The organism is Streptomyces sp. NBC_01788, from assembly GCF_035917575.1.
GTDB lineage: Bacteria > Actinomycetota > Actinomycetes > Streptomycetales > Streptomycetaceae > Streptomyces.
Map to the genome: position 1 here is coordinate 1,631,127 of NZ_CP109090.1, position 24,323 is coordinate 1,655,449.

The window sequence follows — 24,323 nt, forward strand, 5'->3', positions numbered from 1 at the left end:
TCCCGGCCGGCACCCCCGGGAGGGCACAGGCGGAAGTGTCAGCCGATGTCCGGTGGGTCGATGCGGATCCAGATCGGTTCGGCGGTTCCGCGGGCCAGGCGGGTCGCCTGGGCGGACTTCAGGGCGGAGGCCAAGGCGGCCCCGGTGCCGGGCGGAACGCGGATCAGGGCGCGCGTCCAGTGCTCGCCGGGTGGGGGCGCGCCGGAGCGGCGGGGGCGGCCGGCAGGCGTGACCGGCAGCGGGACGGGTCCCAGCACCTCTGCCTCCCGCGGTAGTTCGACGGTGCGGAGGAAGTCCGACACCGCCTCCGCCGGACCCGACACGGCCGCCATGCGGGACACCGGCGGGAACCCCAGTTCGGCGCGCTCGGACAGCTCCCGCAGGGCGTGGCCGACGGGGTCCCAGCGCACCAGCGCCTGCACCGGCCGCAGGGTCGGTTCGGCCACGACGACCACGGTGCCGCCCTCCGGCTGGGGCCGGACCAGCGCGGCGGCCGCTGTCCAGCGCCGCAGCGCGTCCTCACCGGCGCGCAGGTCGGGCCGCCCGAGCATGGCCCAGCCGTCCAGGAGCAGCGCCGCCGCGTACCCGCCCTCGGCGACCGGCTCCGCGCCCGGGGTGCTGACCACCAGCGCCGGTGTCCCCGGCACCGTGTCCAGCACATGCTCGCGCCCCGAGGTCCGCACCGGCACGGACGGAAACGCCCGGCCCAGTTCCTCGGCGGTCCGCCGCGCCCCGACGATCTGGGCCCGCAGCCGGAACGAGCCGCACTCCGGGCAGTGCCAGGCCGGCTCCTCCCGGCCGCACCAGCCGCAGCCGAGCGCCCCGGCGTCCTGCCCCTGGAGGGGTCCCGCGCAGTGCCGGCACCGCGCGGGCTCCCGGCACTGCGCGCAGGCCATCCGCGGTACGTAGCCCCGGCGGGGCACCTGCACCAGCACAGGCCCGTGCCGCAGCCCTTCCCTGGCCGCCTGCCAGGCGAGCGAGGGCAGCCGGGCCGCCCGCGCGGCCTCGTCCCGGGCGAGTTCGGCGTCGCCCACCGTGCGCACGAGCGGAGCCGCCCGCCGCATCTGCTCCCTCGCGGCGACGAGCGGACCGGCCCAGCCGCTCTCGACGAGCTGCGCCGCCTCCACCGTGCAGCTCCAACCGCCCAGCAGGAAGCCGCACTTGTCCTGCGCGGCGCGCAGCAGCAGCACCTCGCGGGCGTGCGGCTGCGGCGCGTGCTGCTCGCTGTGGCTGTCGTCCCCGTCGTCCCACAGGGCTACCAGGCCGAGGTCCCGCACGGGCGCGAACATGGCGGCCCGGGTGCCGACGACGGCGCGCACCGAGCCCCGGCGTACGGCGAGCCACTGCCGGTACCGCTTCTCCGGACCCGCGTCGGCGGTGAGCAGCGCGTGCCGTCCCTCGCCGAGGAGGGCCGTCAGCGCGGCGTCGACCCGGGCGGCGGCCCGCCCGTCCGGGACGACAACGAGCGCGCCGCGGCCCGAGGCGAGCGCGGCGGCGACGGCGCGGGCCAGTTCCTCGCTCCACTCGGGTCCGGGCAGCGCGTTCCACACGGCACGCGGCGAGCCGCCCGCGGCCAGGGCGCGCACGAACGCGGCCCCCCGTTCGTAACGGGCCCAGGAGCCCGCGTCGGGTGCCGACGGCGGCGGCAGCGGTGCGGGCGAGGGCCGATCCTCGGCGCGCGCCCTGCGCGGCGGCACGGCGAGTTGCAGCACGTCGGCGAGGCTGCCCGCGTACCGGTCGGCGACGGCCCGGGCCAGGCCGAGCAGCTCCTCGCCGAGCACGGGCTCGGGCGAGACGACCTGGGCGAGCGCGGCGAGCGGCCCCGCGTAGTCGGACTCGGCCCGGCGCTCGATCAGGTAACCGTCGATGAGTCCGCCGCCCTCGCGCCGCCCCTCACGCACCCGGTGCCGTCCGGCTCCGAACCGCACGCGCACGCGCACTCCGGGCTGTGCGTCCGCGTCCAGTTCGGCGGGTACGGCGTAGTCGAAGTACCGGTCGAGGTGCAGTGCGCCCTTGTCGACCAGTACGCGCGCCACGGGCAGTCGCCCGGCGAGCTCGGCACCGCGCCAGGTGCGCGGCTTGGCCCGTGGCTCCTTCGCCTTGCGCACGGTCTCCCGGATGAGCGCAAGCTGCTCCGGCGGCGCCCCCGCGGCCCCGCCGTCCCCCGTCCTGTTCTCGCTGCTCACGCTTGCATTCTTACCAAACGGGACCGACAACCGACTGCGAGCGAGGCCCGGACCCACATGGGGTCCGGGCCTCGCTCAGGTCTCGCGGCGGCCGGGGGCCTTGTGGCCCCGGTCCTACAGGCCCGCCGCCTCGCGCAGCGCGTCCACGCGGTCCGTGCGCTCCCAGGTGAAGTCGGGCAGCTCACGGCCGAAGTGGCCGTACGCGGCGGTCTGGGCGTAGATCGGGCGGAGCAGGTCGAGGTCGCGGATGATGGCGGCCGGGCGCAGGTCGAAGACCTCGTCGATCGCCTTCTCGATCTTCTCGGGCTCCACCTTGTGGGTGCCGAAGGTCTCCACGAACAGGCCCACCGGCTCGGCCTTGCCGATCGCGTAGGCGACCTGGACCTCGCAGCGGGCGGCCAGACCGGCCGCCACCACGTTCTTGGCGACCCAGCGCATCGCGTACGCGGCCGAGCGGTCCACCTTGGACGGGTCCTTGCCGGAGAAGGCACCGCCGCCGTGGCGGGCCATGCCGCCGTAGGTGTCGATGATGATCTTGCGGCCGGTCAGGCCCGCGTCACCCATCGGGCCGCCGATCTCGAACCGGCCGGTGGGGTTGACCAGCAGCCGGTAGCCCTCGGTGTCCAGCTTGATGCCGTCGTCCAGCAGCGCCTTCAGCTCCGGCTCGACGACGAACTCGCGGATGTCGGGCGCCAGCAGCGAGTCCAGGTCGATGTCGGAGGCGTGCTGCGAGGAGACCACCACGGTGTCCAGGCGGACGGCCTTGTCGCCGTCGTACTCGATGGTGACCTGGGTCTTGCCGTCCGGACGCAGGTAGGGGATCGTGCCGTTCTTGCGCACGTCCGACAGGCGCTTGGACAGCCGGTGCGCCAGGAAGATCGGCAGCGGCATCAGCGTCGGCGTCTCGTCTGAGGCGTAGCCGAACATCAGGCCCTGGTCGCCCGCGCCCTGCTGGTCCAGCTCGTCGAACTCGTCACCCGCGGCACCACCGTCGACCCGGGACTCGTACGCCGTGTCCACACCCTGGGCGATGTCCGGGGACTGCGCGCCGATGGAGACGGACACGCCGCAGGAGGCGCCGTCGAAGCCCTTCTTGGAGGAGTCGTAGCCGATCTCGAGGATCTTGTCGCGGACCAGGGTCGCGATGTCCGCGTAGGTCTTGGTGGTGACCTCGCCGGCCACGTGCACCAGGCCGGTGGTGATCAGTGTCTCCACGGCGACCCGGGAGGTCGGGTCCTCGCGCAGAAGCGCGTCGAGAATGGTGTCGCTGATCTGGTCAGCGATCTTGTCGGGGTGACCCTCGGTCACGGACTCCGAGGTGAACAGGCGACGGGACACAACGCTCCCTGGGGTTGCAGCGGCTGCTGGCTGATCATTGGCGGACGGGCACGGGGCTGCGCCTGGCGTCGTCCGAGAACAGTTTATCGGTCGCGCTCGGCCGCCGGCCCACCTGTCTCGCCTCTCGGGAGCGCTGTGACCTGCGGCACGGGCATTGTGCCGAAGCCCGGCGACCTTGGCCAGAGTCGCCACGCGCCGGGCTTCGAAGTTCGGCGGGGCCGTACGGGCCGGGGGCGCTCAGCCGAGCCGGGCGGCCACCAGGTCCCACACGGTCTCGGCCAGGGCCTCCTTCGGTCCGTGCGGCACGGGTGTCTCGACGCCGTCGGCGGCCAGCACCACGGCCTCGTTGTCCTCCGCGCCGAAGGTCCTGCGCTCCCCCACCTCGTTGACCACGAGCAGGTCGCAGCCCTTGCGGGCGAGCTTCTTGCGCCCGTTGGCGAGGACGTCGTCGGTCTCGGCGGCGAATCCCACGATCACCTGTCCGGGCCGGGCCCGTTCGGCTGAAATCTCGGCGAGGATGTCCGGATTCCGCACCAGCGCGACGGGCTCGGGGTCCTCGCCGTCCTTCTTCTTGATCTTGCCGGTCGCGTAGGCAGCCGGACGGAAGTCGGCGACCGCGGCGGCCATGACCACCGCGTCGGCGTCCGCGGCGGCCTTCAGCACGGCCTCCCGCAACTGCACGGCCGTACCGACCCGGACGAGGTCGACGCCCGCCGGGTCCGGCAGGGCGGTGTTGGCGGCGACGAGCGTGACCCGGGCGCCGCGGGCCGCGGCCGTCCGGGCGAGGGCGTAGCCCTGCTTGCCTGAGGAGCGGTTGCCGAGGAAGCGGACGGGGTCGAGGGGTTCGCGGGTGCCGCCGGCGCTGACGACGACGTGCCGTCCGGCGAGGTCGGGCTCGATCGCGCCCCGGGCCAGCACACGGCGGCAGACCTCGAAGATCTCCGCCGGTTCCGGCAGCCGGCCCTTGCCGGTGTCGACGCCGGTGAGCCGGCCGACCGCCGGTTCGATGACGACGGCGCCGCGGCGGCGCAGCGTCGCCACGTTGTCCTGGGTGGCCGGGTGCTCCCACATCTCGGTGTGCATCGCGGGGGCGAAGACCACCGGGCAGCGGGCGGTGAGCAGGGTGTTGGTCAGCAGGTCGTCGGCGAGGCCGTGGGCGGCTTTGGCGAGCATGTCGGCGGTGGCGGGGGCGACGACCACCAGGTCGGCCTGCTGCCCGATGCGCACGTGCGGGACCTCGTGGACGTCGTCCCAGACCTCGGTGGAGACGGGGTGGCCGGACAGCGCCGACCAGGTCGCGGCGCCGACGAAGTGCAGCGCGGAGGCGGTCGGCACCACGCGCACGTCGTGACCGGACTCGGTCAGCCTGCGCAGCAGTTCGCACGCCTTGTAGGCGGCGATGCCGCCAGCGACCCCCAGAACGACCTTGGGCTTGCTCACCGGGCCTCCCCTCACTCGACACACGTACGCCGCGGCTCGTCGGCGTACGCGTCCATGCTGCATCATCGCGGGATCGGCTCCCGCACCCCCCGAGCACACCACAGGCCCGGCAATCGCGCTGCCGGGCCTGTGGAAAAAACCTGCTATGAAGAGCCGCGGGGACTGCCGGCGGACTACTGACCCGGGCCCTCGATGGCCTCGGACGTCAGCAGACCCGCGTTGATCTCGCGCAGCGCGATGGAGAGCGGCTTCTCGTGGACGTGGGTGTCGACGAGCGGACCGACGTACTCGAGGAGGCCCTCGCCGAGCTGCGAGTAGTACGCGTTGATCTGACGGGCCCGCTTGGCCGCGTAGATCACGAGGCTGTACTTCGAGTCGGTGGCCTCGAGGAGCTCGTCGATCGGCGGGTTGATGATGCCCTCGGGCGCGGAGATGGAAGAGGACACGCTCTACCTTCCGATGGATGGGAAAGAATCAGTTCGGTGCGACCGTCACGTTCACTGTCACGATCACACAACGTCCATCAAGGCTAGCAGCTCGCGAGCCACGTCCTCGACGGAGGTGTTGACCAGGGTCTCGTCGAACTCCGGTTCGGCCGCGAGTTCGATCTTCGCCGCCTCCAGTCGCCGTTCGATGACCTCGGGCGGCTCGGTCCCCCGCCCGGTGAGCCTGCGCACGAGTTCCTCCCAGGAGGGAGGAGCCAGGAACACCAGCCGGCCCTCGGGCATGGACTCACGGACCTGCCGGGCGCCCTGGAGGTCGATCTCCAGCAGCACCGGCACACCCGTCTCCAGGTGCTCCAGCACGGCGGCGCGCGGGGTGCCGTAGCGGTTGCCCGCGAACTCGGCCCATTCCAGCAGCTCGCCGTTGGCGATCATCTTGTCCATCTCGTCGTCGGTGACGAAGAAGTAGTGGACGCCGTGCTGCTCACCGGGGCGAGGCTTGCGGGTCGTCGCCGACACCGACAGCCAGACCTCGGGGTGTTCCTTGCGCATATGGGCGACGACCGTGCTCTTGCCGACCCCTGAGGGGCCGGAGAGCACGGTCAGCCGCGGACGTGCGTCCGGGGGTACGGGGGTCGCGCCCCGGGGTGTTACAGCCATGCGCCGATTATTCCAGCAATCGCGCAGTGCCCGGGACTCCGGCCCCAAGCCCCCGGATTCAGGAGCCGGTGCTGCCGAACTCGCGCTCCAGGGAGGCGATCTGGTTGGACCCGAGGCCGCGCACGCGGCGGCTCTCGGAGATGCCGAGCCGTTCCATGATCTGCTTGGCGCGGACCTTGCCCACGCCTGGCAGGGACTCAAGGAGCGCGGAGACCTTCATCTTGCCGATGACGTCGTTCTCCTGGCCCTGCTTGATGACCTCGTGCAGGGAGGCGCCGGAGTGCTTGAGTCGATTCTTGACCTCGGCCCGCTCCCGGCGAGCCGCGGCGGCCTTTTCGAGCGCGGCTGCGCGCTGTTCAGGGGTTAGGGGCGGAAGAGCCACGCCTACGTCACCTCGGATGTCGAACTGTCGGATACGGACCGGTGAGGAACCTAGTCGCCCCACACCTGGGGAGCCACGAGCAACACGCTTGCCCGTTCTCCCCCACTACCTTGAGGGCGTGGGAGGCGCCCCCACTCGACGGAGACTAGCGGTCCAGTCCGCCAGAGTCAGCGAGAACAGCGGAAAAGTCCTGGTCAGCCTCCGCCAGGCCGGGCATTTAGGACATAATGCCCCGGATTCGAGGATGTATCCAGGCTCGGGCGCGCCCCGGACCGCCCGCCGGGGCACTCAGCCGCCGGTCACCGCGGTCCTGATCTCCTCCGCGAAGCGCTCCGCGGCGTCGCGCAGCGCACCCGCCTCGGGACCGTGACGCAGAACACCCCGGCTGACGCTCGGGACCACGTTGCGCACGGCGGGGCCGAACACCCGGGGAAGGTCGGCCGGCGTCGCTCCCTGCGCGCCGATCCCGGGTGCGAGCAGCGGCCCGCCCATGTCCAGGTCGTACGACGACAGATCGCCCAGCGTGGCCCCCACCACCGCGCCGAAGGAGCCGAGCGGGGCCTGCCCCGCGTTCTCCTCGGCGAGGTGCGCCAGTACGGTCGCGGCGACGCTGCGGCCGTCGGGCCGCACGGCGTGCTGGACCTCGGCGCCCTCCGGGTTGGAGGTCAGCGCCAGCACGAAGAGGCCCGCGCCGCTCTCCCGGGCCAGGTCGACCGCGGGCCTCAGCGACCCGTAGCCGAGGTACGGCGAGACGGTGAGCGCGTCCGAGAACAGGGGCGCGTCCTCGCGCAGGAACGACTCGGCGTAGGCGGCCATGGTGGAGCCGATGTCACCGCGCTTGGCGTCCATGACGACCAGCGCACCGGCCGCCCGGGCCTCCTCGACCGACTTCTCCAGCACGGCGAGACCGCGCGAGCCGAAACGCTCGTAGAAGGCGCTCTGCGGCTTCAGGGCGGCCACCCGGCCGGCCAGCGCCTCCACCACGGTGCGGCTGAACCGCTCCAGACCGGCCACGTCGTCGTTCAGGCCCCACTCGGCGAGCAGGGAGGCGTGCGGGTCGATGCCGACGCACAGCGGGCCGCGCTCGTCCATCGCACGGCGCAGCCGCGCGCCGAAGGGTTCCACCGGACTCATGCCGTCTCCCCTGCCTTCCTCACATCGGCGCCGACCGCGTCGGCGAGCGTGGCGTACGGGCTGGTCCGCAGGCGTGCGGCGAGCCCCTTGTGGATCGCACGGCTCCAGAAGGGCCCCTGGTAGACGAAGGCGCTGTAGCCCTGGACCAGGGTGGCGCCGGCCAGGATGCGCTGCCAGACGTCCTCGGCGTTCTCGATGCCGCCGACGCCGACCAGCGTGACGCGGTCGCCCACGCGCGCGTAGAGGCGGCGCAGCACCTGGAGGGAGCGCGCCTTCAGCGGCGCGCCCGAGAGCCCGCCGGTCTCCTTCACGAGCGAGGGCGCGGACGCCAGCCCGAGTCCCTCGCGCGCGATGGTGGTGTTGGTGGCGATGATCCCGTCCAGGCCCAGCTCCACGGCGAGGTCGGCGACCGCGTCGACGTCCTCGTCGGCGAGGTCCGGCGCGATCTTCACCAGGAGCGGCACCCGGCGCCCGGGCACGACCCGGTCGGCGGCCTCGCGCACGGCGGCCAGGAGCGGGCGCAGCGCCTCGGTGGCCTGGAGGTCGCGCAGTCCGGGAGTGTTCGGCGAGGAGACGTTGACGACCAGGTAGTCGGCGTACGGGGCCAGCCGCTCGGCGGACTTCACATAGTCGCCGACGGCCTCCTCCTCCGGGACGACCTTGGTCTTGCCGATGTTGACGCCCACGACGGTCCTGAACACGGGCGTGCGCGAGGCGAGGCGCGCGGCGACGGCGAGCGAGCCCTCGTTGTTGAAGCCCATGCGGTTGATCAGCGCGCGGTCCTGGACCAGCCGGAACAGCCGCTTCCTCGGGTTGCCGGGCTGCGGTTCGCCCGTGACCGTGCCGATCTCGACGTGGTCGAAGCCGAGCATCGACATCCCGTCGATCGCCACGGCGTTCTTGTCGAAGCCGGCGGCGAGGCCGAAGGGGCCGTGCATCCGCAGCCCGAGGGCCTCGGTGCGCAGTTCCTCGTGGCGGGGGGCGAGGGCGGCGGCGGCGAACGTGCGCAGCACCGGGACGCGGGCGGCGAGCCGGATCCAGCGGAAGGCCAGGTGGTGCGCCTGTTCCGGGTCCATCCGCTGGAAGAACAGACGGAAGAAGAGCTTGTACATCACTGAGTCACTGAGTCCTCGGGTGTCCTCGGGGCCTCATGGGTCCCCCTGGTGCTCATGAAGAGGGGGACACCGTTTCCGGTGTCCCCCTCGGGGCTGCTAGTCGCGGGTCGCGGTCAGGAATCCCGCGTGTTCCTGGAGGGAACGGACACCCACCTCGCCCCGGTGCAGGGCGTCGATGCCCTGGACCGCCGCGGCGAGCGCCTGGACCGTCGTCAGGCAGGGCACGGAGCGCGCCACGGCCGCGGTGCGGATCTCGTAGCCGTCCAGGCGGCCGCCGGTGCCGTACGGGGTGTTGACGATGAGGTCGACCTCGCCGTCGTGGATGAGCTGGACGATGGTCCGCTCGCCGTTCGGCCCGCTGCCCTGGGACTGCTTGCGCACCACCGTGGCGTTGATGCCGTTGCGCTTGAGCACCTCGGCGGTGCCGGAGGTGGCGAGCAGCTCGAAGCCGTGGGCGACCAGCTCACGGGCCGGGAAGATCATCGACCGCTTGTCCCGGTTGGCGACCGAGATGAAGGCGCGTCCCTTGGTCGGCAGCGGACCGTAGGCCCCGGCCTGCGACTTGGCGTACGCGGTGCCGAAGACGGAGTCGATGCCCATGACCTCGCCGGTGGAGCGCATCTCGGGGCCGAGGACGGTGTCCACGCCGCGTCCCGAGGTGTCCCGGAAGCGGCTCCAGGGCAGCACGGCCTCCTTGACGGAGATCGGCGCGTCCAGCGGCAGTGTGCCGCCGTCGCCGTTCTTCGGCAGCAGCCCCTCGTCGCGCAGCTCGGCGATGGTCGCGCCCAGCGAGATCCGGGCGGCGGCCTTGGCCAGCGGCACCGCGGTCGCCTTGGAGGTGAAGGGGACCGTACGGGACGCGCGCGGGTTGGCCTCCAGGACGTAGGGGATGTCGCCGGACAGCGCGAACTGGATGTTGATCAGACCGCGCACCCCGACACCGCGGGCGATGGCCTCGGTGGAGGCCCGCAGCCGCTTGATGTCGTACCCGCCGAGCGTGATCGGAGGCAGCGCGCACGCCGAGTCGCCGGAGTGGATGCCGGCCTCCTCGATGTGCTCCATGACGCCGCCGAGGTACAGCTCCTCGCCGTCGTAGAGGGCGTCGACGTCGATCTCTATGGCGTCGTCGAGGAACCGGTCGACGAGCACCGGACGGGAGGGGCTGATCTCGGTCGACTCGGCGATGTACGTCTCCAGGCGCGCCTCGTCGTACACGATCTCCATGCCGCGGCCGCCCAGGACGTAGGACGGGCGGACCAGGACCGGGTAGCCGATCTCGTCGGCGATGGTCTTGGCCTGGGCGAAGGTGGTGGCGGTGCCGTGCTTGGGGGCCGGCAGGCCCGCCTCGGCCAGCACCTGGCCGAAGGCGCCCCGGTCCTCGGCCGCGTGGATCGCCTCGGGCGGGGTGCCGACGATCGGCACGCCGTTGTCCTTCAGCGCCTGCGCCAGGCCCAGCGGGGTCTGGCCGCCGAGCTGGACGACGACACCGGCGACCGGGCCGGCCTGCCGCTCCGCGTGGACGATCTCCAGGACGTCCTCCAGGGTGAGCGGCTCGAAGTACAGCCGGTCGGAGGTGTCGTAGTCGGTGGAGACGGTCTCCGGGTTGCAGTTGACCATCACGGTCTCGTACCCGGCGTCGTGCAGCGCGAAGGAGGCGTGGACGCAGGAGTAGTCGAACTCGATGCCCTGGCCGATGCGGTTGGGGCCGGAGCCCAGGATGATCACCGCGGGCTTCTCGCGCGGGGCGACCTCGTTCTCCTCGTCGTAGGAGGAGTAGAAGTACGGCGTCCTCGCGGCGAACTCGGCGGCGCAGGTGTCGACCGTCTTGTAGACCGGGCGGATGCCGAGGGCGTGCCGCACCTCGCGGACCACGTCCTCGCGCAGGCCGCGGATCTCGCCGATCTGCTGGTCGGAGAAGCCGTGCCGCTTGGCCTCGGCGAGCAGTTCGGCGGTCAGCTCGGGCGCCTCGGCCAGCTCGTCGGCGATCTCCTTGATCAGGAACAGCTGGTCGACGAACCACGGGTCGATCTTCGTGGCGTCGAAGACCTCCTCGGGCGTGGCGCCCGCGCGGACGGCCTGCATCACCGCGTTGATCCGGCCGTCGGTCGGGCGGACCGCCTCGCGCAGCATCTCGTGCTTGTCGCCGGGGTCGCCGACGAACGTGAACCGGCTGCCCTTCTTCTCCAGCGAGCGCAGGGCCTTCTGGAGGGCCTCGGTGAAGTTGCGGCCGATGGCCATGGCCTCGCCGACCGACTTCATGGTGGTGGTCAGCGTGGAGTCGGCCTGCGGGAACTTCTCGAAGGCGAACCGGGGCGCCTTGACGACCACGTAGTCGAGGGTCGGCTCGAAGGAGGCCGGGGTCTCCTGCGTGATGTCGTTGGGGATCTCGTCGAGGGTGTAGCCGACGGCGAGCTTGGCGGCGATCTTGGCGATGGGGAAGCCGGTCGCCTTGGAGGCGAGCGCGGAGGATCGCGACACGCGCGGGTTCATCTCGATGACGATGACCCGGCCGTCCTCGGGGTTCACCGCGAACTGGATGTTGCAGCCGCCGGTGTCGACGCCGACCTCGCGGATGACGGCGATGCCGATGTCCCGCAGGATCTGGTACTCGCGATCGGTGAGCGTCATCGCCGGGGCCACGGTGATGGAGTCGCCGGTGTGCACGCCCATCGGGTCGAAGTTCTCGATGGAGCAGACGACCACGACGTTGTCGTGCTTGTCGCGCATCAGCTCCAGCTCGTACTCCTTCCAGCCGAGGATGGACTCCTCGAGGAGCACCTCGGTGGTCGGGGAGAGCGTGAGGCCGGTGCCCGCGATGCGGCGCAGCTCGTCCTCGTCGTGGGCGAAGCCGGAGCCGGCGCCGCCCATGGTGAACGAGGGGCGGACCACGACCGGGTAGCCGCCGAGCTCGTCGACGCCGGCCAGGACCTCGTCCATGGTGTGGCAGATCACCGAGCGGGCGGACTCGCCGTGCCCGCTCTTCCGGCGGACGGCCTCCACGACCGCCTTGAACTGCTCGCGGTCCTCGCCCTTGTGGATGGCCTCGACGTTGGCGCCGATCAGCTCGACGCCGTACTTCTCCAGGACGCCGTTGTCGTGCAGCGCGATGGCGGTGTTGAGCGCGGTCTGGCCGCCCAGGGTGGGCAGCAGGGCGTCGGGGCGCTCCTTGGCGATGATCTTCTCGACGAAGTCCGGGGTGATCGGCTCGATGTAGGTGGCGTCGGCGATCTCCGGGTCGGTCATGATCGTCGCGGGGTTGGAGTTGACCAGGAGGACCCTGAGGCCCTCGGCCTTCAGGACGCGGCACGCCTGGGTGCCGGAGTAGTCGAACTCGGCGGCCTGGCCGATGACGATCGGGCCGGAGCCGATGACCAGGACGGACTGGATATCGGTGCGCTTAGGCACGCTGGCCCTCCATCAGGACTGTGCTCATCAAAGACGTGAAGCGGTCGAACAGGTAGGCGGCGTCGTGGGGTCCCGCGGCCGCTTCGGGGTGGTACTGCACGCTGAAGGCCGGCTTGTCGAGCAGCCGGAGGCCCTCCACCACGTTGTCATTGAGGCACACGTGGGAGACCTCGACGCGGCCGAAGGGGGTGTCGGAGACCCGGTCGATGGGGGCGTCGACGGCGAAGCCGTGGTTGTGCGCGGTGACCTCGACCCTGCCGGTCGTACGGTCCTGCACCGGCTGGTTGATGCCGCGGTGGCCGTACTTCAGCTTGTAGGTGCCGAAGCCGAGGGCGCGGCCGAGGATCTGGTTGCCGAAGCAGATGCCGAACAGCGGCGTACCGCGTTCCAGGACGCCGCGCATGACGGAGACGGCGTGGTCGGCGGTGGCCGGGTCGCCGGGGCCGTTGGAGAAGAACACTCCGTCGGGCCCGACCGCGTAGACGTCCTCGACCGTGGCCGTGGCGGGCAGCACATGCACCTCGATGCCGCGTTCGGCCATGCGGTGCGGGGTCATGCCCTTGATGCCGAGGTCGACGGCGGCGACGGTGAACTTCTTGTCGCCGATCGCGGGGACGACGTACGCCTCCTCGGTGGCCACCTCCGCGGACAGGTCCGCGCCCTCCATCCGGGGGGACTCCAGGACCCGGGCCAGCAGCGTGGCGTCGTCCTGGACGGCCTCCCCGCTGAAGACGCCGACGCGCATGGCGCCGCGCTCGCGCAGGTGGCGGGTGAGGGCGCGGGTGTCGATGCCGCTGATGCCGACGACGCCCTGCGCGGCGAGCTCCTCGTCCAGGGTGCGCCGGGCACGCCAGTTGGAGGGCCGGCGGGCGGGGTCGCGCACGACGTAGCCCGAGACCCAGATCCGCTTCGACTCGGGGTCCTCGTCGTTGACGCCGGTGTTGCCGACGTGCGGGGCCGTCATGACGACGACCTGGCGGTGGTACGACGGGTCGGTGAGGGTCTCCTGGTAGCCGGTCATGCCGGTGGAGAACACGGCCTCGCCGAACGTCTCCCCCACGGCCCCGTAGGCACGGCCGCGGAAGATCCGGCCGTCCTCGAGGACGAGTACGGCGGGAACCCTGGAGGTTCCCCTGGTGGAGGTGGTCATCGTTCGGCGCCTTCCGTGGTGTTCTTCTCGATCATGGAGTTCAGGGCCTCGACCCACTCGGTGTGCTCGGCCGCCCGGTCGGAGCGGAACCCGGAGTCGATCAGCCGGTCGCCGTGCTCCCAGGTCACGACGAGCAGACCGCCCTCGGTGAGCACCTTGCCGGCGATGCCCTTGTCGAGCCGCGCCCCGCGCAGCCGCGCGGCCGGCACGAAGAAGTCGCCGGCTCCGGGGCGCACCACGTCCAGGCCCGCGTCGGTCAGGGTCAGCTCGGCCCGGCTGCGGGTGCCCAGGCCACGCGCCACGATGCGGTCCAGCCACTGTCCGGCGGTGGTGGAGCCGTGGTAGCGGCCGGTCATCGTCAGGGTCGCCGGACCGGGTTCCTCGGGCGCGTCCGGCAGCTCGGGCAGGTCGCCCTGCAGGGTGGCGCGCCACTTCCAGCCCTCGCGCATCAGCCAGTAGACGAGGGCGATGAACATGAGGAGGCCGACCAGCCAGCCGACGCGGGCGGCCCAGTCGGTGACCGCGGCCGATTTCCCTTCCGCGGCGATGTCGGTCGCGATCCCAGCCGCGAGCAGAGGTGCAGGTGTCACGTGAGCTTCCCGTCGACGAGCGTGGCCTTGCCCCGGAGCCACGTGTGGGTGACACGGCCCGGCAGCTCGCGTCCCTCGTAGGGCGTGTTCCGGCTGCGCGAGGCGAAGCCCGCGGGGTCCACCTGCCCACGGTATGCCGTGTCGACCAGCGTGAGGTTGGCGGGCTCACCTGCCGAGACGGGGCGGCCGTGGCCGGTGGCCCGTCCGATCCGGGCCGGTGCGAAGGACATGCGGTCCGCGACGCCCGCCCAGTCCAGCAGGCCGGTGTCGACCATGGTCTCCTGGACCACCGACAGGGCGGTCTCCAGGCCGACCATGCCCATGGCGGCCGCGGCCCACTCGCAGTCCTTGTCCTCGTGCGGGTGCGGGGCGTGGTCGGTGGCGACGATGTCGATCGTGCCGTCGGCGAGTGCCTCGCGCAGGGCGCGCACGTCCCGTTCGGTGCGCAGCGGCGGGTTGACCTTGTAGACCGGGTCGTAGGTGCGCACCAGCTCGTCGGTGAGAAGCAGGTGGTGCGGGGTGACCTCGGCGGTGACCTGGATGCCGCGGGACTTGGCCCAGCGGACGATCTCGACGCTGCCCGCGGTCGACAGGTGGCAGATGTGGACACGGGAGCCGACGTGCTCGGCGAGCAGGACGTCCCGGGCGATGACCGACTCCTCGGCGACGGCAGGCCAGCCGCCGAGACCCAGCTCGGCGGAGACGACGCCCTCGTTCATCTGGGCGCCCTCGGTCAGCCGCGGCTCCTGGGCGTGCTGGGCGACGACGCCGCCGAAGGCCTTCACGTACTCCAGCGCGCGGCGCATGATCACCGCGTCGTCGACGCACTTGCCGTCGTCGGAGAAGACGGTGACCCCGGCGGCCGACTCGTGCATGGCGCCGAGTTCGGCGAGCTTCCTGCCCTCCAGGCCGACCGTGACGGCGCCGATGGGCTGCACGTCGCAGTAGCCGTGCTCCCGGCCCAGACGCCAGACCTGCTCGACGACGCCGGCGGTGTCGGCCACGGGGAAGGTGTTGGCCATGGCGAACACGGCGGTGTAGCCGCCGGATGCGGCCGCGCGGGTGCCCGTCAGGACGGTCTCGGAGTCCTCGCGGCCCGGCTCGCGCAGGTGGGTGTGCAGGTCGACCAGGCCCGGCAGCAGCAGCTTGCCGTCGGCCTCGACGATCTCCGCGCCCTCGGCGCACAGCCCGGTGCCGACTGCCTCGACGGCCTCGCCGTCGATCAGGACGTCCTGCGGCGCGCCGCCGAGCACCTTGGCACCACGGATAAGGATCTTGCTCATGTGTCTTACTTCTCCTCGGCGAAAGAGGTGCGCGCGGAGCGCTCGTCGGAGGGGCGGTGGTGGGAGACGGGCGGGCGGGCTTGGGGGGCGGGTTCCATGCCGCCGAGCAGCAGGTACAGCACGGCCATGCGGATGGAGACGCCGTTGGCGACCTGCTCGACGGCGGTGCAGCGGTCGGAGTCGGCGACCTCGGCGGTGATCTCCATGCCGCGGACCATCGGGCCGGGGTGCATCACGATGGCGTGCTCGGGCATCCTCGCCATCCGCTCGCCGTCCAGGCCGTAGCGCCGCGCGTACTCGCGCTCGGTCGGGAAGAAGGCGGCGTTCATCCGCTCGCGCTGCACGCGGAGCATCATCACCGCGTCGGACTTGGACAGGGTGGCGTCGAGGTCGTAGGAGACCTCGCAGGGCCAGGCCTCGACGCCGACCGGCAGCAGGGTCGGCGGGGCGACCAGGGTGACGTCGGCGCCGAGGGTGTGCAGCAGGTCGACGTTGGACCGGGCCACCCGGCTGTGCAGCACGTCGCCGACGAGGGTGACGCGCCTGCCGGACAGGTCCTGGCCGAGGCCCGCGTCCCTGCCGACCAGCCGGCGGCGCAGGGTGAAGGCGTCGAGCAGGGCCTGGGTGGGGTGCTGGTGGGTGCCGTCGCCCGCGTTGATGACGGCGGCGTCGATCCAGCCGGAGTTGGCCAGCCGGTACGGGGCCCCGGAGGCGCCGTGCCGGATGACCACGGCGTCGACGCCCATGGCCTCCAGGGTCTGGGCGGTGTCCTTCAGGGACTCGCCCTTGGACACCGAGGATCCCTTGGCGGTGAAGTTGATGACGTCCGCGGACAGCCGCTTCTCCGCGGCCTCGAAGGAGATCCGGGTGCGGGTGGAGTCCTCGAAGAAGAGGTTGACGACGGTGCGGCCGCGCAGGGTCGGCAGCTTTTTGATCGGCCGGTCGGCGACTCGTGCCATCTCCTCGGCGGTGTCGAGGATCAGGACGGCGTCGTCACGGGTGAGGTCGGCGGCCGAGATGAGATGACGCTGCATCTGTCAGGCTCCGTAAGGCGGTTCATTCGGGAGAAATGAGGCAGACGGGCGCGTGCGAGGGCACACGCGCGGGGCGTACGGCGATGCGTACGCGCGCGTGTTACGGGTGTTCGCCCTGGGCGGCCGGTTTGGCGCCGAGCAGCACGGTGTCGCGACCGTCCTCCTCGGCGAGCAGGACCTTGACCGTCTCCCGCAGCGACGTGGGGAGGTTCTTGCCGACGTAGTCGGCGCGGATCGGCAGTTCGCGGTGGCCGCGGTCGACGAGGACGGCGAGCTGCACCGCGCGCGGGCGCCCGATGTCGTTCAGGGCGTCGAGGGCGGCGCGGATGGTGCGGCCGGAGAAGAGGACGTCGTCGACGAGGACGACCAGGCGGCCGTCGAGGCCGTCACCGGGGATCTCGGTGCGGGCCAGCGCTCGCGGCGGCTGCAGGCGCAGGTCGTCGCGGTACATGGTGATGTCGAGCGAGCCGTGCGGGACCTTGCGCTCGGTGATCTGCTCGAGCTTGGCGGCGAGCCGCTCGGCGAGGAAGACGCCCCGGGTCGGAATGCCGAGGAGCACCACGTCGTCGGCGCCCTTGGCGCGCTCGACGATCTCGTGGGCGATGCGGGTCAGTACCCGCGCGATGTCGGGGCCCTCGAGAACGGGCCGGGCTTCGGACGCTTGCGCGTCGGCGTGCGTGTCCATACGAAACGGACCTCCTTCTCCGCCTCACGGGACGGACCTTAAAGGACGTCGGAATTGCGCCATACACGCTACCAGGTGCCGGAGACCTCTCCACTCACCCCCTTGGCGCAACCGGCCTCGGCCACCCGGAAGCGGCGGCCCGGACCATTCGGCTTGACGCAGCAGAGTAACGCTGCGTAACCTCACAGTGAGTTACCAGCCGCGCGGTCCGGCAGCGAGGCCAGCCGCGTCGACACAGTGTCCGGGGAGCCATATGTCCAGCGAATACGCCAAACAGCTCGGGGCCAAGCTCCGGGCGATCCGCACCCAGCAGGGCCTTTCCCTCCACGGTGTCGAGGAGAAGAGCCAGGGACGCTGGAAGGCGGTCGTGGTCGGTTCGTACGAGCGCGGCGACCGTGCCGTGACCGTGCAGCGCCTCGCCGAGTTGGCGGACTTCTACGGGGTCCCCGTGCAGGAACTGCTGCCGGGCACCACCCCGGGCGGCGCCGCCGAGCCCCCGCCGAAGCTGGTCCTCGACCTGGAGCGGCTGGCCACGGTGCCGGCCGAGAAGGCGGGCCCCCTCCAGCGGTACGCGGCCACGATCCAGTCGCAGCGCGGTGACTACAACGGCAAAGTGCTCTCCATCCGCCAGGACGACCTGCGCACACTCGCCGTCATCTACGACCAGTCGCCCTCGGTCCTGACCGAACAGCTGATCAGCTGGGGCGTGCTGGACGCGGACGCGCGTCGCGCGGTGGCGTCCCACGAGGAGAGCTGACCGCTCGGCCTATTCAGCAGAAACGTGCCGCCGGGGTGGCCGGAACCTTCTGGTTCCGGCCACCCCGGCGGCTTTTCCGTGGTCCTGGAAGGGCGGGCGCGGATCTGCCGGAGCGGGCCGCGCAGACGGTCGAGGGGCCGGGGACACGCGCGGACGCCGAGGGGCCCGCAGCAGTCGTGCTGCGGGCCCCTGCGAGTCCGTGCGGCGCCGGCCTGTGCGGCCGGCTCCTTCTACGCCTGATCGCGGCGGAGGGAGGGCTTGAGCTCCTTCAGGCGGCCGAGCAGGCCGTTGACGAACGAGGGGGACTCGTCCGTGGAGAACTCCTTCGCCAGCTGCACCATCTCGTCCAGCACCACGGCGTCCGGGGTCTCGTCGGCCCAGATCAGCTCGTACGCGCCGAGCCGCAGGATGTTGCGGTCGACGACCGGCATGCGGTCCAGCGTCCAGCCGACCGCGTACTGCGCGATCAGCTCGTCGATTCGGGTCGCGTGCTCCGCGTAGCCCTCGACGAGCTGCATCGTGTACTCGCTCACCGGAGGCTGCCGGGTGTCGCTCCGGGACAGCCGGATCCAGTCGGCGAGGACCGTCAGGACGTCGGCGCCGCGCTGGTCGCCCTCGAAGAGGATCTGGAAGGCACGCTTGCGGGCCGTGTTGCGAGCAGCCACGGTTAGCTGTTCACCCGGCCGAGGTAGTCGCTCGTGCGGGTGTCGACCTTGATCTTCTCACCGGTGGTGATGAAGAGCGGGACCTGGATCTGGTGACCGGTCTCCAGGGTGGCGGGCTTGGTGCCACCGGTGGAGCGGTCGCCCTGGACACCCGGCTCGGTCTCGGCGATCGTCAGCTCGACGGCGGCGGGCAGCTCGACGAAGAGCACCTCGCCCTCGTGCTGGGCGACGGTGGCCTCGAAACCCTCGATCAGGAAGTTGGCGGTGTCGCCGACGGCCTTGCGGTCGATGTGGAGCTGGTCGTAGGTCTCCATGTCCATGAAGACGAAGTAGTCGCCGTCCATGTAGGAGAACTGCATGTCACGCTTGTCGACGGTGGCCGTTTCGACCTTGACGCCGGCGTTGAACGTCTTGTCGACGGTCTTGCCGGAGAGCACGTTCTTGAGCTTGGTGCGCACGAAGGCCGGGCCCTTGCCGGGCTTGACGTGCTGGAACTCGACGACGGACCACAGCTGGCCGCCGTCGAGCTTGAGCACCATGCCGTTCTTGAGGTCGTTCGTGGAAGCCACGGTTGCGGAATCTCCTGGACTGACGTACGACCCGGGGGCAAGCGCACAGCGCGAGGCTAGAGCGCGAGGAGCTCCTTGGTCGTGATGGTGAGTAGCTCGGGTCCGCCGTCCGCCTCGGGGCGTACGACGAGCGTGTCATCGATCCGGACACCGCCCCGGCCCGGGAGGTGGACCCCGGGTTCGACAGTGACCGGCACGCAAGCGTCCAGTTTACCCATGGCTGAAGGGGCCAGCTGCGGGTCCTCGTCGATTTCGAGTCCGACACCGTGTCCGGTGAGGGGTTGAAGACTCTCGGTGAACCCGGCCGAATCCAGTACCTGGCGTGCGGCGCGGTCGACTTCGCGGCAAGCGGCGCCGGGGGCCAGGGCCTCCCGTCCGGCGCGCTGGGCTGCGAAGACGAGGTCGTAGAGCTGGATCTGCCAGTCCGCGGGAGACGTGCCGATCACGAAGGTGCGGCCGATCTCGCAGCGGTAGCCGCGGTAGGCGGCGCCCAGGCACACGGTCAGGAAGTCGCCCTCCTCGACCCGCCGGTCGGTGGGCCGGTGGCCGCGACGGCCGGAGTTCGGGCCGGTGGCCACGGAGGTCGGGAACGCGGGTCCGTCGGCGCCGTGGTCGACGAGCCGCCGCTCCAGCTCCAGGGCGAGATGGCGCTCGGTGCGGCCGACCAGGATGGACTCCAGCAGCTCGCCGAGGGCCTGGTCGGCGATCTCGGCACCGATTCTCAGACAGGAGATCTCCTCCTCGTCCTTGACGACTCTGAGCTGCTCGACCGCGCAGCCCAGATCGGCCAGGCGCAGCCGACCCGCCACCGAGCCGAGGGCACGGTGGCGGGCCACCGTGAGGTGGTGCTCCTCCACGGCGAGCGAGTCGGCGCCCTGGGCCCGCGCGTGGTCGGCGGCGGCGACGGCCGGATCGCCGCCGGGGGGTTGGGGCAGGATCTGCACCCGCAGTGCCTCGTCGGGACTGCCCTCGTAGGGCCGGTCGTCCGGCGGGCTCTGGCACACCAGCAGGTCCTCGCGCCTTCCGAGAAGCAGGACGGCACCCTGCGGGGCGGCCCCCGCGAGATACCGCACATTGGCGGGACGAGTCACCAGCGCCGCCGCGCTGCCGCCCGCGTTGCAGCGCTCCCTCAGCCGGGTCCGGCGGGCCGCGTACACCTCTGACATGAACCGAGCGTAAGAGTCATGGCTCAATATCGCCGTTCGAGAGGTCCGAGTGGGTCTGCCGGATCCCGGCCGCGGCCCGCCCAGCGCCTCCCGGATCCCGGCTTCGGCCCGCCCGGGGCCGCCGGGCACGGCCGCGTCCTACCAGTTCGGGGGGCTTGCGATGGCCCGGGACAGGACCTCGTCCAGGACGCGCGCCGTGGCCGGGACGTCGAGCTGGGAGTTGTCGATGATGGGGAGCCCGGAGCCGTACCAGCCGGCCATGCGGCCGTGGATGCGGGCGACTTCCTCGTCGGTCAGCCGGCGGTTTCCGGAGCGTTCGGCGTTGCGCTCCAGGACGATGTCGAGGCCGGGCAGCAGCACGACCGGGAGCAGGCCGGGGCCGACATGGCGCTTCCAGCCGCCGAGTCCGACCACCGGGCGGTCGGGGAAGACGGCGTCGTCGAGGATGCACGAGATGCCGTTGGCGAGGAAGTTGCGGGCGGCGAAGCCGCAGGTGCGGCGGGCGAGCCGGTACTGGGCCTCGGAGTGGTCGTTCCATCCCGACTGCGGGTCGGCGAAGCCGGAGCGGACCCACTCGCGGACGTCGTCGAGGCTGATGTGTGCGGTGGGCACGCGGCGGTGGTCGGCCCAGTACTTGGCGACGCTCGTCTTACCCGCCCCCGCCGGCCCGATCAACAGCACCGCCAGCGTGGTGGCCGACGGATCGGGCGCACTCTGAGCGGGCGGCGCACTGGGCATCCCGACGGGGCCCCCGGGCGGCAGCCGGACATGCCCGGTCCCATCGGGCACGGGTGCCGCCCCGGGCGGCGGCACGGCGGGAGCCGGCTGTCGGGGAACCTGGGGGTGCGGCACGGATGGGGGCGGGCCCTGGGTGTGCGGGGCTTGAGGATGCGGCGCGGAAGGGGGCGGCCCCTGGGGGCGCGGGTTCTGGACATGCGGAGCCGACGGATGCGGACCCTGAGGATGCTGACTCTGGGAAGGCGGCGTGGTCGAGGGCGGGCCCTGAAGGTGCGGGTTCTGGGCATGCGGTGCCGATGGATGCGCGACCGGTGTGTGCGGCGCCGATGCGGGTGGGCCCTGGGGGTGCCGGCTCTGGGAAGGCGGGACCGGCGGCTGGTGGTTCGGGGGGCCGGGATAGCCCGGGGGCCGTGCGGGGGGCGGGCCCTGGGGGGCGTTCGGGTGCCGCGGGTCCGGGTGTTGCGCGGCCGGCGCCCAGCCGGCGGCCGGTCCGTGCCCCGGCTGGTGGGGCGGCGGCAGCGGTGAACCCACTGCGTCCTGCATCCGGTGCGACTCCGTCTCGTACGGGGCAAATGGCGCCGACGGCGGGCCCGAGCCCGCCGCCTACCGAACGGTACCGTCCCCGGCCGCCATTTGGTGAACGGCCGGGCACGGTCCGACGTGCCCGTCGCGACAGGCGGAGCGGGGCGGATCCGGCGCGGTGGTACTTACTGTCCGACCTCGCCGTACGCGCCGAGCAGCACGGCCGGGTCGGGACCCTCCAGGACGGTGGGCTTGGCGAGGCCGTCCAGGACGATGAAGCGCAACAGGTCGCCGCGGGACTTCTTGTCGACCTTCATCGTCTCCAGCAGCTTGGGCCACTGGTCGTATCGGTAGTGCAGCGGCAGGCCCACCGATTCCAGGACCGTGCGGTGGCGGTCGGCCGTGGCGTCGTCCAACCGCCCGGCCAGGCGCCCGAGTTCGGCGGCGAAGTGCATGCCGACGGCGACCGCCGCACCGTGCCGCCACTTGTACCGCTCGTTCTTCTCGATCGCGTGGCCCAGCGTATGGCCGTAGTTGAGGATCTCCCGCAGGCCCGACTCCTTCAGGTCGGCCGAGACGACGTCCGCCTTGACCCTGATGGACCGCTCGATGAGTTCGGCGGTGTGCGGGCCGGCCGGGGTCCGGGCGGCCTCGGGGTCGGACTCGATCAGGTCCAGGATCACCGGGTCGGCGATGAAGCCGGCCTTGATGACCTCCGCGAGCCCGGAGACGTAGTCGTTGACCGGGAGGGAGTCCAGCGCCGCCAGGTCGCACAGCACGCCCGTCGGCGGGTGGAAGGCGCCCACGAGGTTCTTGCCCTCGGCGGTGTTGATGCCGGTCTTGCCACCGACGGCCGCGTCCACCATGGCCAGCACGGTGGTCGGGACGGCGATCCAGCGCACCCCGCGCAGCCAGGTCGCGGCCACGAATCCGGCCAGGTCGGTGGAGGCGCCGCCGCCCACGCCCACGATGACGTCGGTGCGGGTGAACCCGCACTGGCCCAGCGCCTTCCAGCAGTAGGCGGCGACCTCCGCGGTCTTGGCCTCCTCGGCGTTCGGCACCTGGATGGCGACGGCCTCGTAGCCCTGCTCGGCCAGGTCGGCACGGAGCGCGTCCCCGGTCTCGGCGAGCGCCTCGGGGTGGATCACGGCGACCCGCTTGGCCTTCTCACCGACCAGACCGGTGAGTTCGCCGAGGAGCTGACGGCCTACCAGCACGTCGTACGCCTCGGTGCCGGCCGAGCCGGCGATGTGGATCCGCGTGACCGACTCGCTCATGCTTCCTTCAACTCCATTGCGTCCAGGGCGGCTTGGGTGACCTCTTCGGGGCTGCGCCCATCGGTCGGCACGACCGCGGTGGCCACCTCCTCGTACAGGTGCCGCCGGGCCTCCATCAGCTCGCGCCACTGCTTGCGCGGGTTCACGGCGAGCAGCGGGCGGGCCACGTTCAGGCCGGTGCGCCGGACGGCTTCCTCGACGTCCATCGACAGGTACAGGACCGGCAGCGCGGAGATCAGCGCCCGCGTGTCCGGATCCAGGATCGCGCCACCGCCGAGGGCCAGTACGCCGTCGTGCTCGGCGAGCGCCCGGCGCACCGCCTCCTTCTCCGCGGCGCGGAAGAACGGCTCGCCCTCGTCGACGAAGATCTCGGCGATGCTGCGGCCCTGCTCCGCGACGATGTCGTCGTCGACGTCCCGGTAGGCGAGCCCGAGGCGGTCGGCCAGCATCCGCCCGACGGTGGACTTGCCGACGCCCATGGGCCCGACCAGGACGACGACCGGTCCGGCGCTCACCGGATCGCCAGGTTCTCGAGGTAGGACCGCACGTTCCGGCGGGTCTCCGGCACGCTGTCGCCGCCGAACTTCTCCGCGACGGCGTCGGCGAGGACGAGGGCCACCATGGCCTCGGCCACGATGCCGGCGGCCGGCACCGCGCACACGTCGGAGCGCTGGTGGTGGGCCTGCGCCGCCTCACCGGTGGCCACGTCCACGGTCCGCAGGGCCCGAGGCACGGTCGCGATCGGCTTCATCGCGGCGCGCACCCGCAGCAGCTCGCCCGTGGTCAGCCCGCCCTCGGTTCCGCCGGAGCGGCCCGTGGCACGCCGGATGCCCTCGTCGGTGGTGACGATCTCGTCGTGCGCCTTGGAACCGGGCACCCGCGCCAGGTCGAAGCCGTCGCCGACCTCGACGCCCTTGATCGCCTGGATGCCCATGAGCGCGGCCGCGAGCCGGGCGTCCAGCCGCCGGTCCCAGTGCACGTGCGAGCCGAGGCCCACCGGCACGCCGTACGCCAGCACCTCCACCACGCCGCCGAGCGTGTCGCCGTCCTTGTGGGCCTGGTCGATCTCCGCGACCATCGCCTTGGAGGCGTCGGCGTCCAGGCAGCGCACCGGGTCCGCGTCCAGCTTCTCCACGTCCGCCGGGGTCGGGTACACGCCGTAGGGCGCCTTGGCCGCGGCCAGCTCGACGACATGGCTGACGATCTCGATGCCGGCCGTCTCCTTCAGGTACGACCGGGCCACGGCGCCCAGCGCCACACGGGCCGCGGTCTCCCGGGCGGAGGCCCGCTCCAGCACCGGCCGGGCCTCGTCGAAGCCGTACTTCTGCATGCCCGCCAGGTCGGCGTGTCCGGGCCGGGGCCGGGTCAGCGGCGCGTTGCGGGCCACCTCGGCCAGCTCCGCCGGATCCACCGGGTCGGCGGCCATGACCTTCTCCCACTTGGGCCACTCGGTGTTGCCCACCATGATCGCCAGCGGCGAGCCCAGGGTGAGGCCGTGCCGGACGCCGCCGAGGAAGGTGACCTCGTCGCGCTCGAACTTCATCCGGGCTCCGCGCCCATAGCCCAGGCGCCGCCGTGCGAGGTGGTCCGCCACCATCTCCGTGGTGACGGGCACGCCGGCGGGAAGGCCCTCCAGCGTGGCGACAAGTGCGGGTCCGTGGGACTCCCCCGCGGTCAGCCAGCGCAACCTGCTCAACGGTGCTCCTCATGCTCGCGCCTGGAACTGCGACGACGCGACCGGGTGCGCGGCCCTGGCCCGCCACCTCCGATCCTCCCACGTCCGG

The 24,323-nt window shown here is 72.0% G+C and carries 22 protein-coding genes; 1 reads left to right on the top strand and 21 read right to left on the bottom strand.

Annotation, left to right across the window (positions count from 1 at the left end; translation table 11 throughout):
* Positions 1 to 38: 38 nt before the first annotated feature.
* The 14 genes from OIE49_RS07580 to pyrR all read right to left on the bottom strand — a co-directional run bounded on the left by OIE49_RS07580 (position 39) and on the right by pyrR (position 16,845).
* Complete coding sequence (locus OIE49_RS07580) at positions 39 to 2,186, bottom strand: primosomal protein N' (protein WP_326801663.1); 2,148 nt, start codon at positions 2,184 to 2,186, stop codon at positions 39 to 41.
* A 114-nt stretch (positions 2,187 to 2,300) separates the two neighbouring features.
* Positions 2,301 to 3,524: a methionine adenosyltransferase gene (metK, locus tag OIE49_RS07585; protein WP_100567890.1), complete on the bottom strand. Its 1,224-nt coding sequence runs from the start codon at positions 3,522 to 3,524 to the stop codon at positions 2,301 to 2,303.
* Between the two features lie 237 nt (positions 3,525 to 3,761).
* Positions 3,762 to 4,964: a bifunctional phosphopantothenoylcysteine decarboxylase/phosphopantothenate--cysteine ligase CoaBC gene (coaBC, locus tag OIE49_RS07590; protein WP_100567889.1), complete on the bottom strand. Its 1,203-nt coding sequence runs from the start codon at positions 4,962 to 4,964 to the stop codon at positions 3,762 to 3,764.
* Between the two features lie 173 nt (positions 4,965 to 5,137).
* Positions 5,138 to 5,410, bottom strand: a complete 273-nt coding sequence (rpoZ, locus tag OIE49_RS07595) for a DNA-directed RNA polymerase subunit omega (protein WP_030577387.1) — start codon at positions 5,408 to 5,410, stop codon at positions 5,138 to 5,140.
* 63 nt (positions 5,411 to 5,473) lie between these two features.
* Positions 5,474 to 6,067, bottom strand: coding sequence for a guanylate kinase (gene gmk, locus OIE49_RS07600; RefSeq protein WP_100567888.1), 594 nt, complete (start codon positions 6,065 to 6,067; stop codon positions 5,474 to 5,476).
* Positions 6,068 to 6,125: 58 nt separating this feature from the next.
* On the bottom strand, positions 6,126 to 6,449 hold the full coding sequence (locus OIE49_RS07605) for an integration host factor (RefSeq protein ID WP_003977346.1): 324 nt from the start codon (positions 6,447 to 6,449) through the stop codon (positions 6,126 to 6,128).
* Positions 6,450 to 6,737: 288 nt separating this feature from the next.
* A complete protein-coding gene (pyrF, locus tag OIE49_RS07610; protein ID WP_326801664.1) occupies positions 6,738 to 7,583 on the bottom strand; it encodes an orotidine-5'-phosphate decarboxylase in 846 nt (281 codons plus the stop codon).
* Entirely contained in the window at positions 7,580 to 8,695 is a 1,116-nt protein-coding gene (locus OIE49_RS07615) for a quinone-dependent dihydroorotate dehydrogenase (RefSeq protein ID WP_326801665.1), read from the bottom strand. Before OIE49_RS07615 ends, pyrF begins: the two co-directional genes overlap by 4 nt.
* 99 nt (positions 8,696 to 8,794) lie before the next feature.
* Entirely contained in the window at positions 8,795 to 12,103 is a 3,309-nt protein-coding gene (gene carB, locus OIE49_RS07620) for a carbamoyl-phosphate synthase large subunit (RefSeq protein WP_326801666.1), read from the bottom strand.
* Positions 12,096 to 13,253, bottom strand: a complete 1,158-nt coding sequence (gene carA, locus OIE49_RS07625) for a glutamine-hydrolyzing carbamoyl-phosphate synthase small subunit (RefSeq protein WP_326801667.1) — start codon at positions 13,251 to 13,253, stop codon at positions 12,096 to 12,098. Before carA ends, carB begins: the two co-directional genes overlap by 8 nt.
* Complete coding sequence (locus OIE49_RS07630) at positions 13,250 to 13,843, bottom strand: PH-like domain-containing protein (protein WP_326801668.1); 594 nt, start codon at positions 13,841 to 13,843, stop codon at positions 13,250 to 13,252. Before OIE49_RS07630 ends, carA begins: the two co-directional genes overlap by 4 nt.
* Positions 13,840 to 15,126: a dihydroorotase gene (locus OIE49_RS07635; protein WP_326801669.1), complete on the bottom strand. Its 1,287-nt coding sequence runs from the start codon at positions 15,124 to 15,126 to the stop codon at positions 13,840 to 13,842. Before OIE49_RS07635 ends, OIE49_RS07630 begins: the two co-directional genes overlap by 4 nt.
* Before the next feature lie 5 nt (positions 15,127 to 15,131).
* Complete coding sequence (locus tag OIE49_RS07640; protein ID WP_326801670.1) at positions 15,132 to 16,160, bottom strand: aspartate carbamoyltransferase catalytic subunit; 1,029 nt, start codon at positions 16,158 to 16,160, stop codon at positions 15,132 to 15,134.
* Positions 16,161 to 16,260: 100 nt separating this feature from the next.
* A complete protein-coding gene (gene pyrR, locus OIE49_RS07645) occupies positions 16,261 to 16,845 on the bottom strand; it encodes a bifunctional pyr operon transcriptional regulator/uracil phosphoribosyltransferase PyrR (RefSeq protein WP_326801671.1) in 585 nt (194 codons plus the stop codon).
* Positions 16,846 to 17,098: 253 nt separating this feature from the next.
* On the opposite strand from pyrR, the gene bldD reads away from it, so the two are divergent.
* Positions 17,099 to 17,602, top strand: coding sequence for a transcriptional regulator BldD (bldD, locus tag OIE49_RS07650; protein ID WP_004990661.1), 504 nt, complete (start codon positions 17,099 to 17,101; stop codon positions 17,600 to 17,602).
* A 230-nt stretch (positions 17,603 to 17,832) separates the two neighbouring features.
* On the opposite strand, the gene nusB is transcribed toward bldD, so the two are convergent.
* The 7 genes from nusB to aroC form a co-directional block, all read right to left on the bottom strand.
* A complete protein-coding gene (gene nusB / locus OIE49_RS07655) occupies positions 17,833 to 18,267 on the bottom strand; it encodes a transcription antitermination factor NusB (protein ID WP_326801672.1) in 435 nt (144 codons plus the stop codon).
* A gap of 2 nt (positions 18,268 to 18,269) precedes the next feature.
* Entirely contained in the window at positions 18,270 to 18,836 is a 567-nt protein-coding gene (gene efp, locus OIE49_RS07660; RefSeq protein ID WP_100567879.1) for an elongation factor P, read from the bottom strand.
* A 56-nt stretch (positions 18,837 to 18,892) separates the two neighbouring features.
* Positions 18,893 to 20,002 (bottom strand): aminopeptidase P family protein, encoded by a 1,110-nt coding sequence (locus OIE49_RS07665; RefSeq protein WP_326801673.1) that lies wholly within the window; start codon positions 20,000 to 20,002, stop codon positions 18,893 to 18,895.
* A gap of 138 nt (positions 20,003 to 20,140) precedes the next feature.
* Positions 20,141 to 21,283: an AAA family ATPase gene (locus OIE49_RS07670; protein ID WP_326801674.1), complete on the bottom strand. Its 1,143-nt coding sequence runs from the start codon at positions 21,281 to 21,283 to the stop codon at positions 20,141 to 20,143.
* Between the two features lie 164 nt (positions 21,284 to 21,447).
* Entirely contained in the window at positions 21,448 to 22,539 is a 1,092-nt protein-coding gene (aroB, locus tag OIE49_RS07675; protein ID WP_326801675.1) for a 3-dehydroquinate synthase, read from the bottom strand.
* Positions 22,536 to 23,018: a shikimate kinase gene (locus tag OIE49_RS07680; protein WP_326806165.1), complete on the bottom strand. Its 483-nt coding sequence runs from the start codon at positions 23,016 to 23,018 to the stop codon at positions 22,536 to 22,538. The genes aroB and OIE49_RS07680 overlap by 4 nt, the downstream gene beginning before the upstream one ends.
* Before the next feature lie 32 nt (positions 23,019 to 23,050).
* Positions 23,051 to 24,235, bottom strand: coding sequence for a chorismate synthase (gene aroC / locus OIE49_RS07685; RefSeq protein ID WP_100567875.1), 1,185 nt, complete (start codon positions 24,233 to 24,235; stop codon positions 23,051 to 23,053).
* Positions 24,236 to 24,323 lie beyond the last annotated feature (88 nt).

Bases quoted from the DNA above. Each gene is read 5' to 3' on its own strand.
- gmk (WP_100567888.1), bottom strand. From the start codon at position 6,067: ATGGCTGTAACACCCCGGGGCGCGACCCCCGTACCCCCGGACGCACGT.
- pyrF (WP_326801664.1), bottom strand. From the start codon at position 7,583: ATGAGTCCGGTGGAACCCTTCGGCGCGCGGCTGCGCCGTGCGATGGAC.
- OIE49_RS07615 (WP_326801665.1), bottom strand. From the start codon at position 8,695: ATGTACAAGCTCTTCTTCCGTCTGTTCTTCCAGCGGATGGACCCGGAA.
- carA (WP_326801667.1), bottom strand. From the start codon at position 13,253: ATGACCACCTCCACCAGGGGAACCTCCAGGGTTCCCGCCGTACTCGTC.
- OIE49_RS07635 (WP_326801669.1), bottom strand. From the start codon at position 15,126: ATGAGCAAGATCCTTATCCGTGGTGCCAAGGTGCTCGGCGGCGCGCCG.
- OIE49_RS07640 (WP_326801670.1), bottom strand. From the start codon at position 16,160: ATGCAGCGTCATCTCATCTCGGCCGCCGACCTCACCCGTGACGACGCC.
- pyrR (WP_326801671.1), bottom strand. From the start codon at position 16,845: ATGGACACGCACGCCGACGCGCAAGCGTCCGAAGCCCGGCCCGTTCTC.
- bldD (WP_004990661.1), top strand. From the start codon at position 17,099: ATGTCCAGCGAATACGCCAAACAGCTCGGGGCCAAGCTCCGGGCGATC.
- OIE49_RS07665 (WP_326801673.1), bottom strand. From the start codon at position 20,002: ATGTCAGAGGTGTACGCGGCCCGCCGGACCCGGCTGAGGGAGCGCTGC.
- OIE49_RS07670 (WP_326801674.1), bottom strand. From the start codon at position 21,283: ATGCAGGACGCAGTGGGTTCACCGCTGCCGCCGCCCCACCAGCCGGGG.
- aroB (WP_326801675.1), bottom strand. From the start codon at position 22,539: ATGAGCGAGTCGGTCACGCGGATCCACATCGCCGGCTCGGCCGGCACC.
- OIE49_RS07680 (WP_326806165.1), bottom strand. From the start codon at position 23,018: ATGGGCGTCGGCAAGTCCACCGTCGGGCGGATGCTGGCCGACCGCCTC.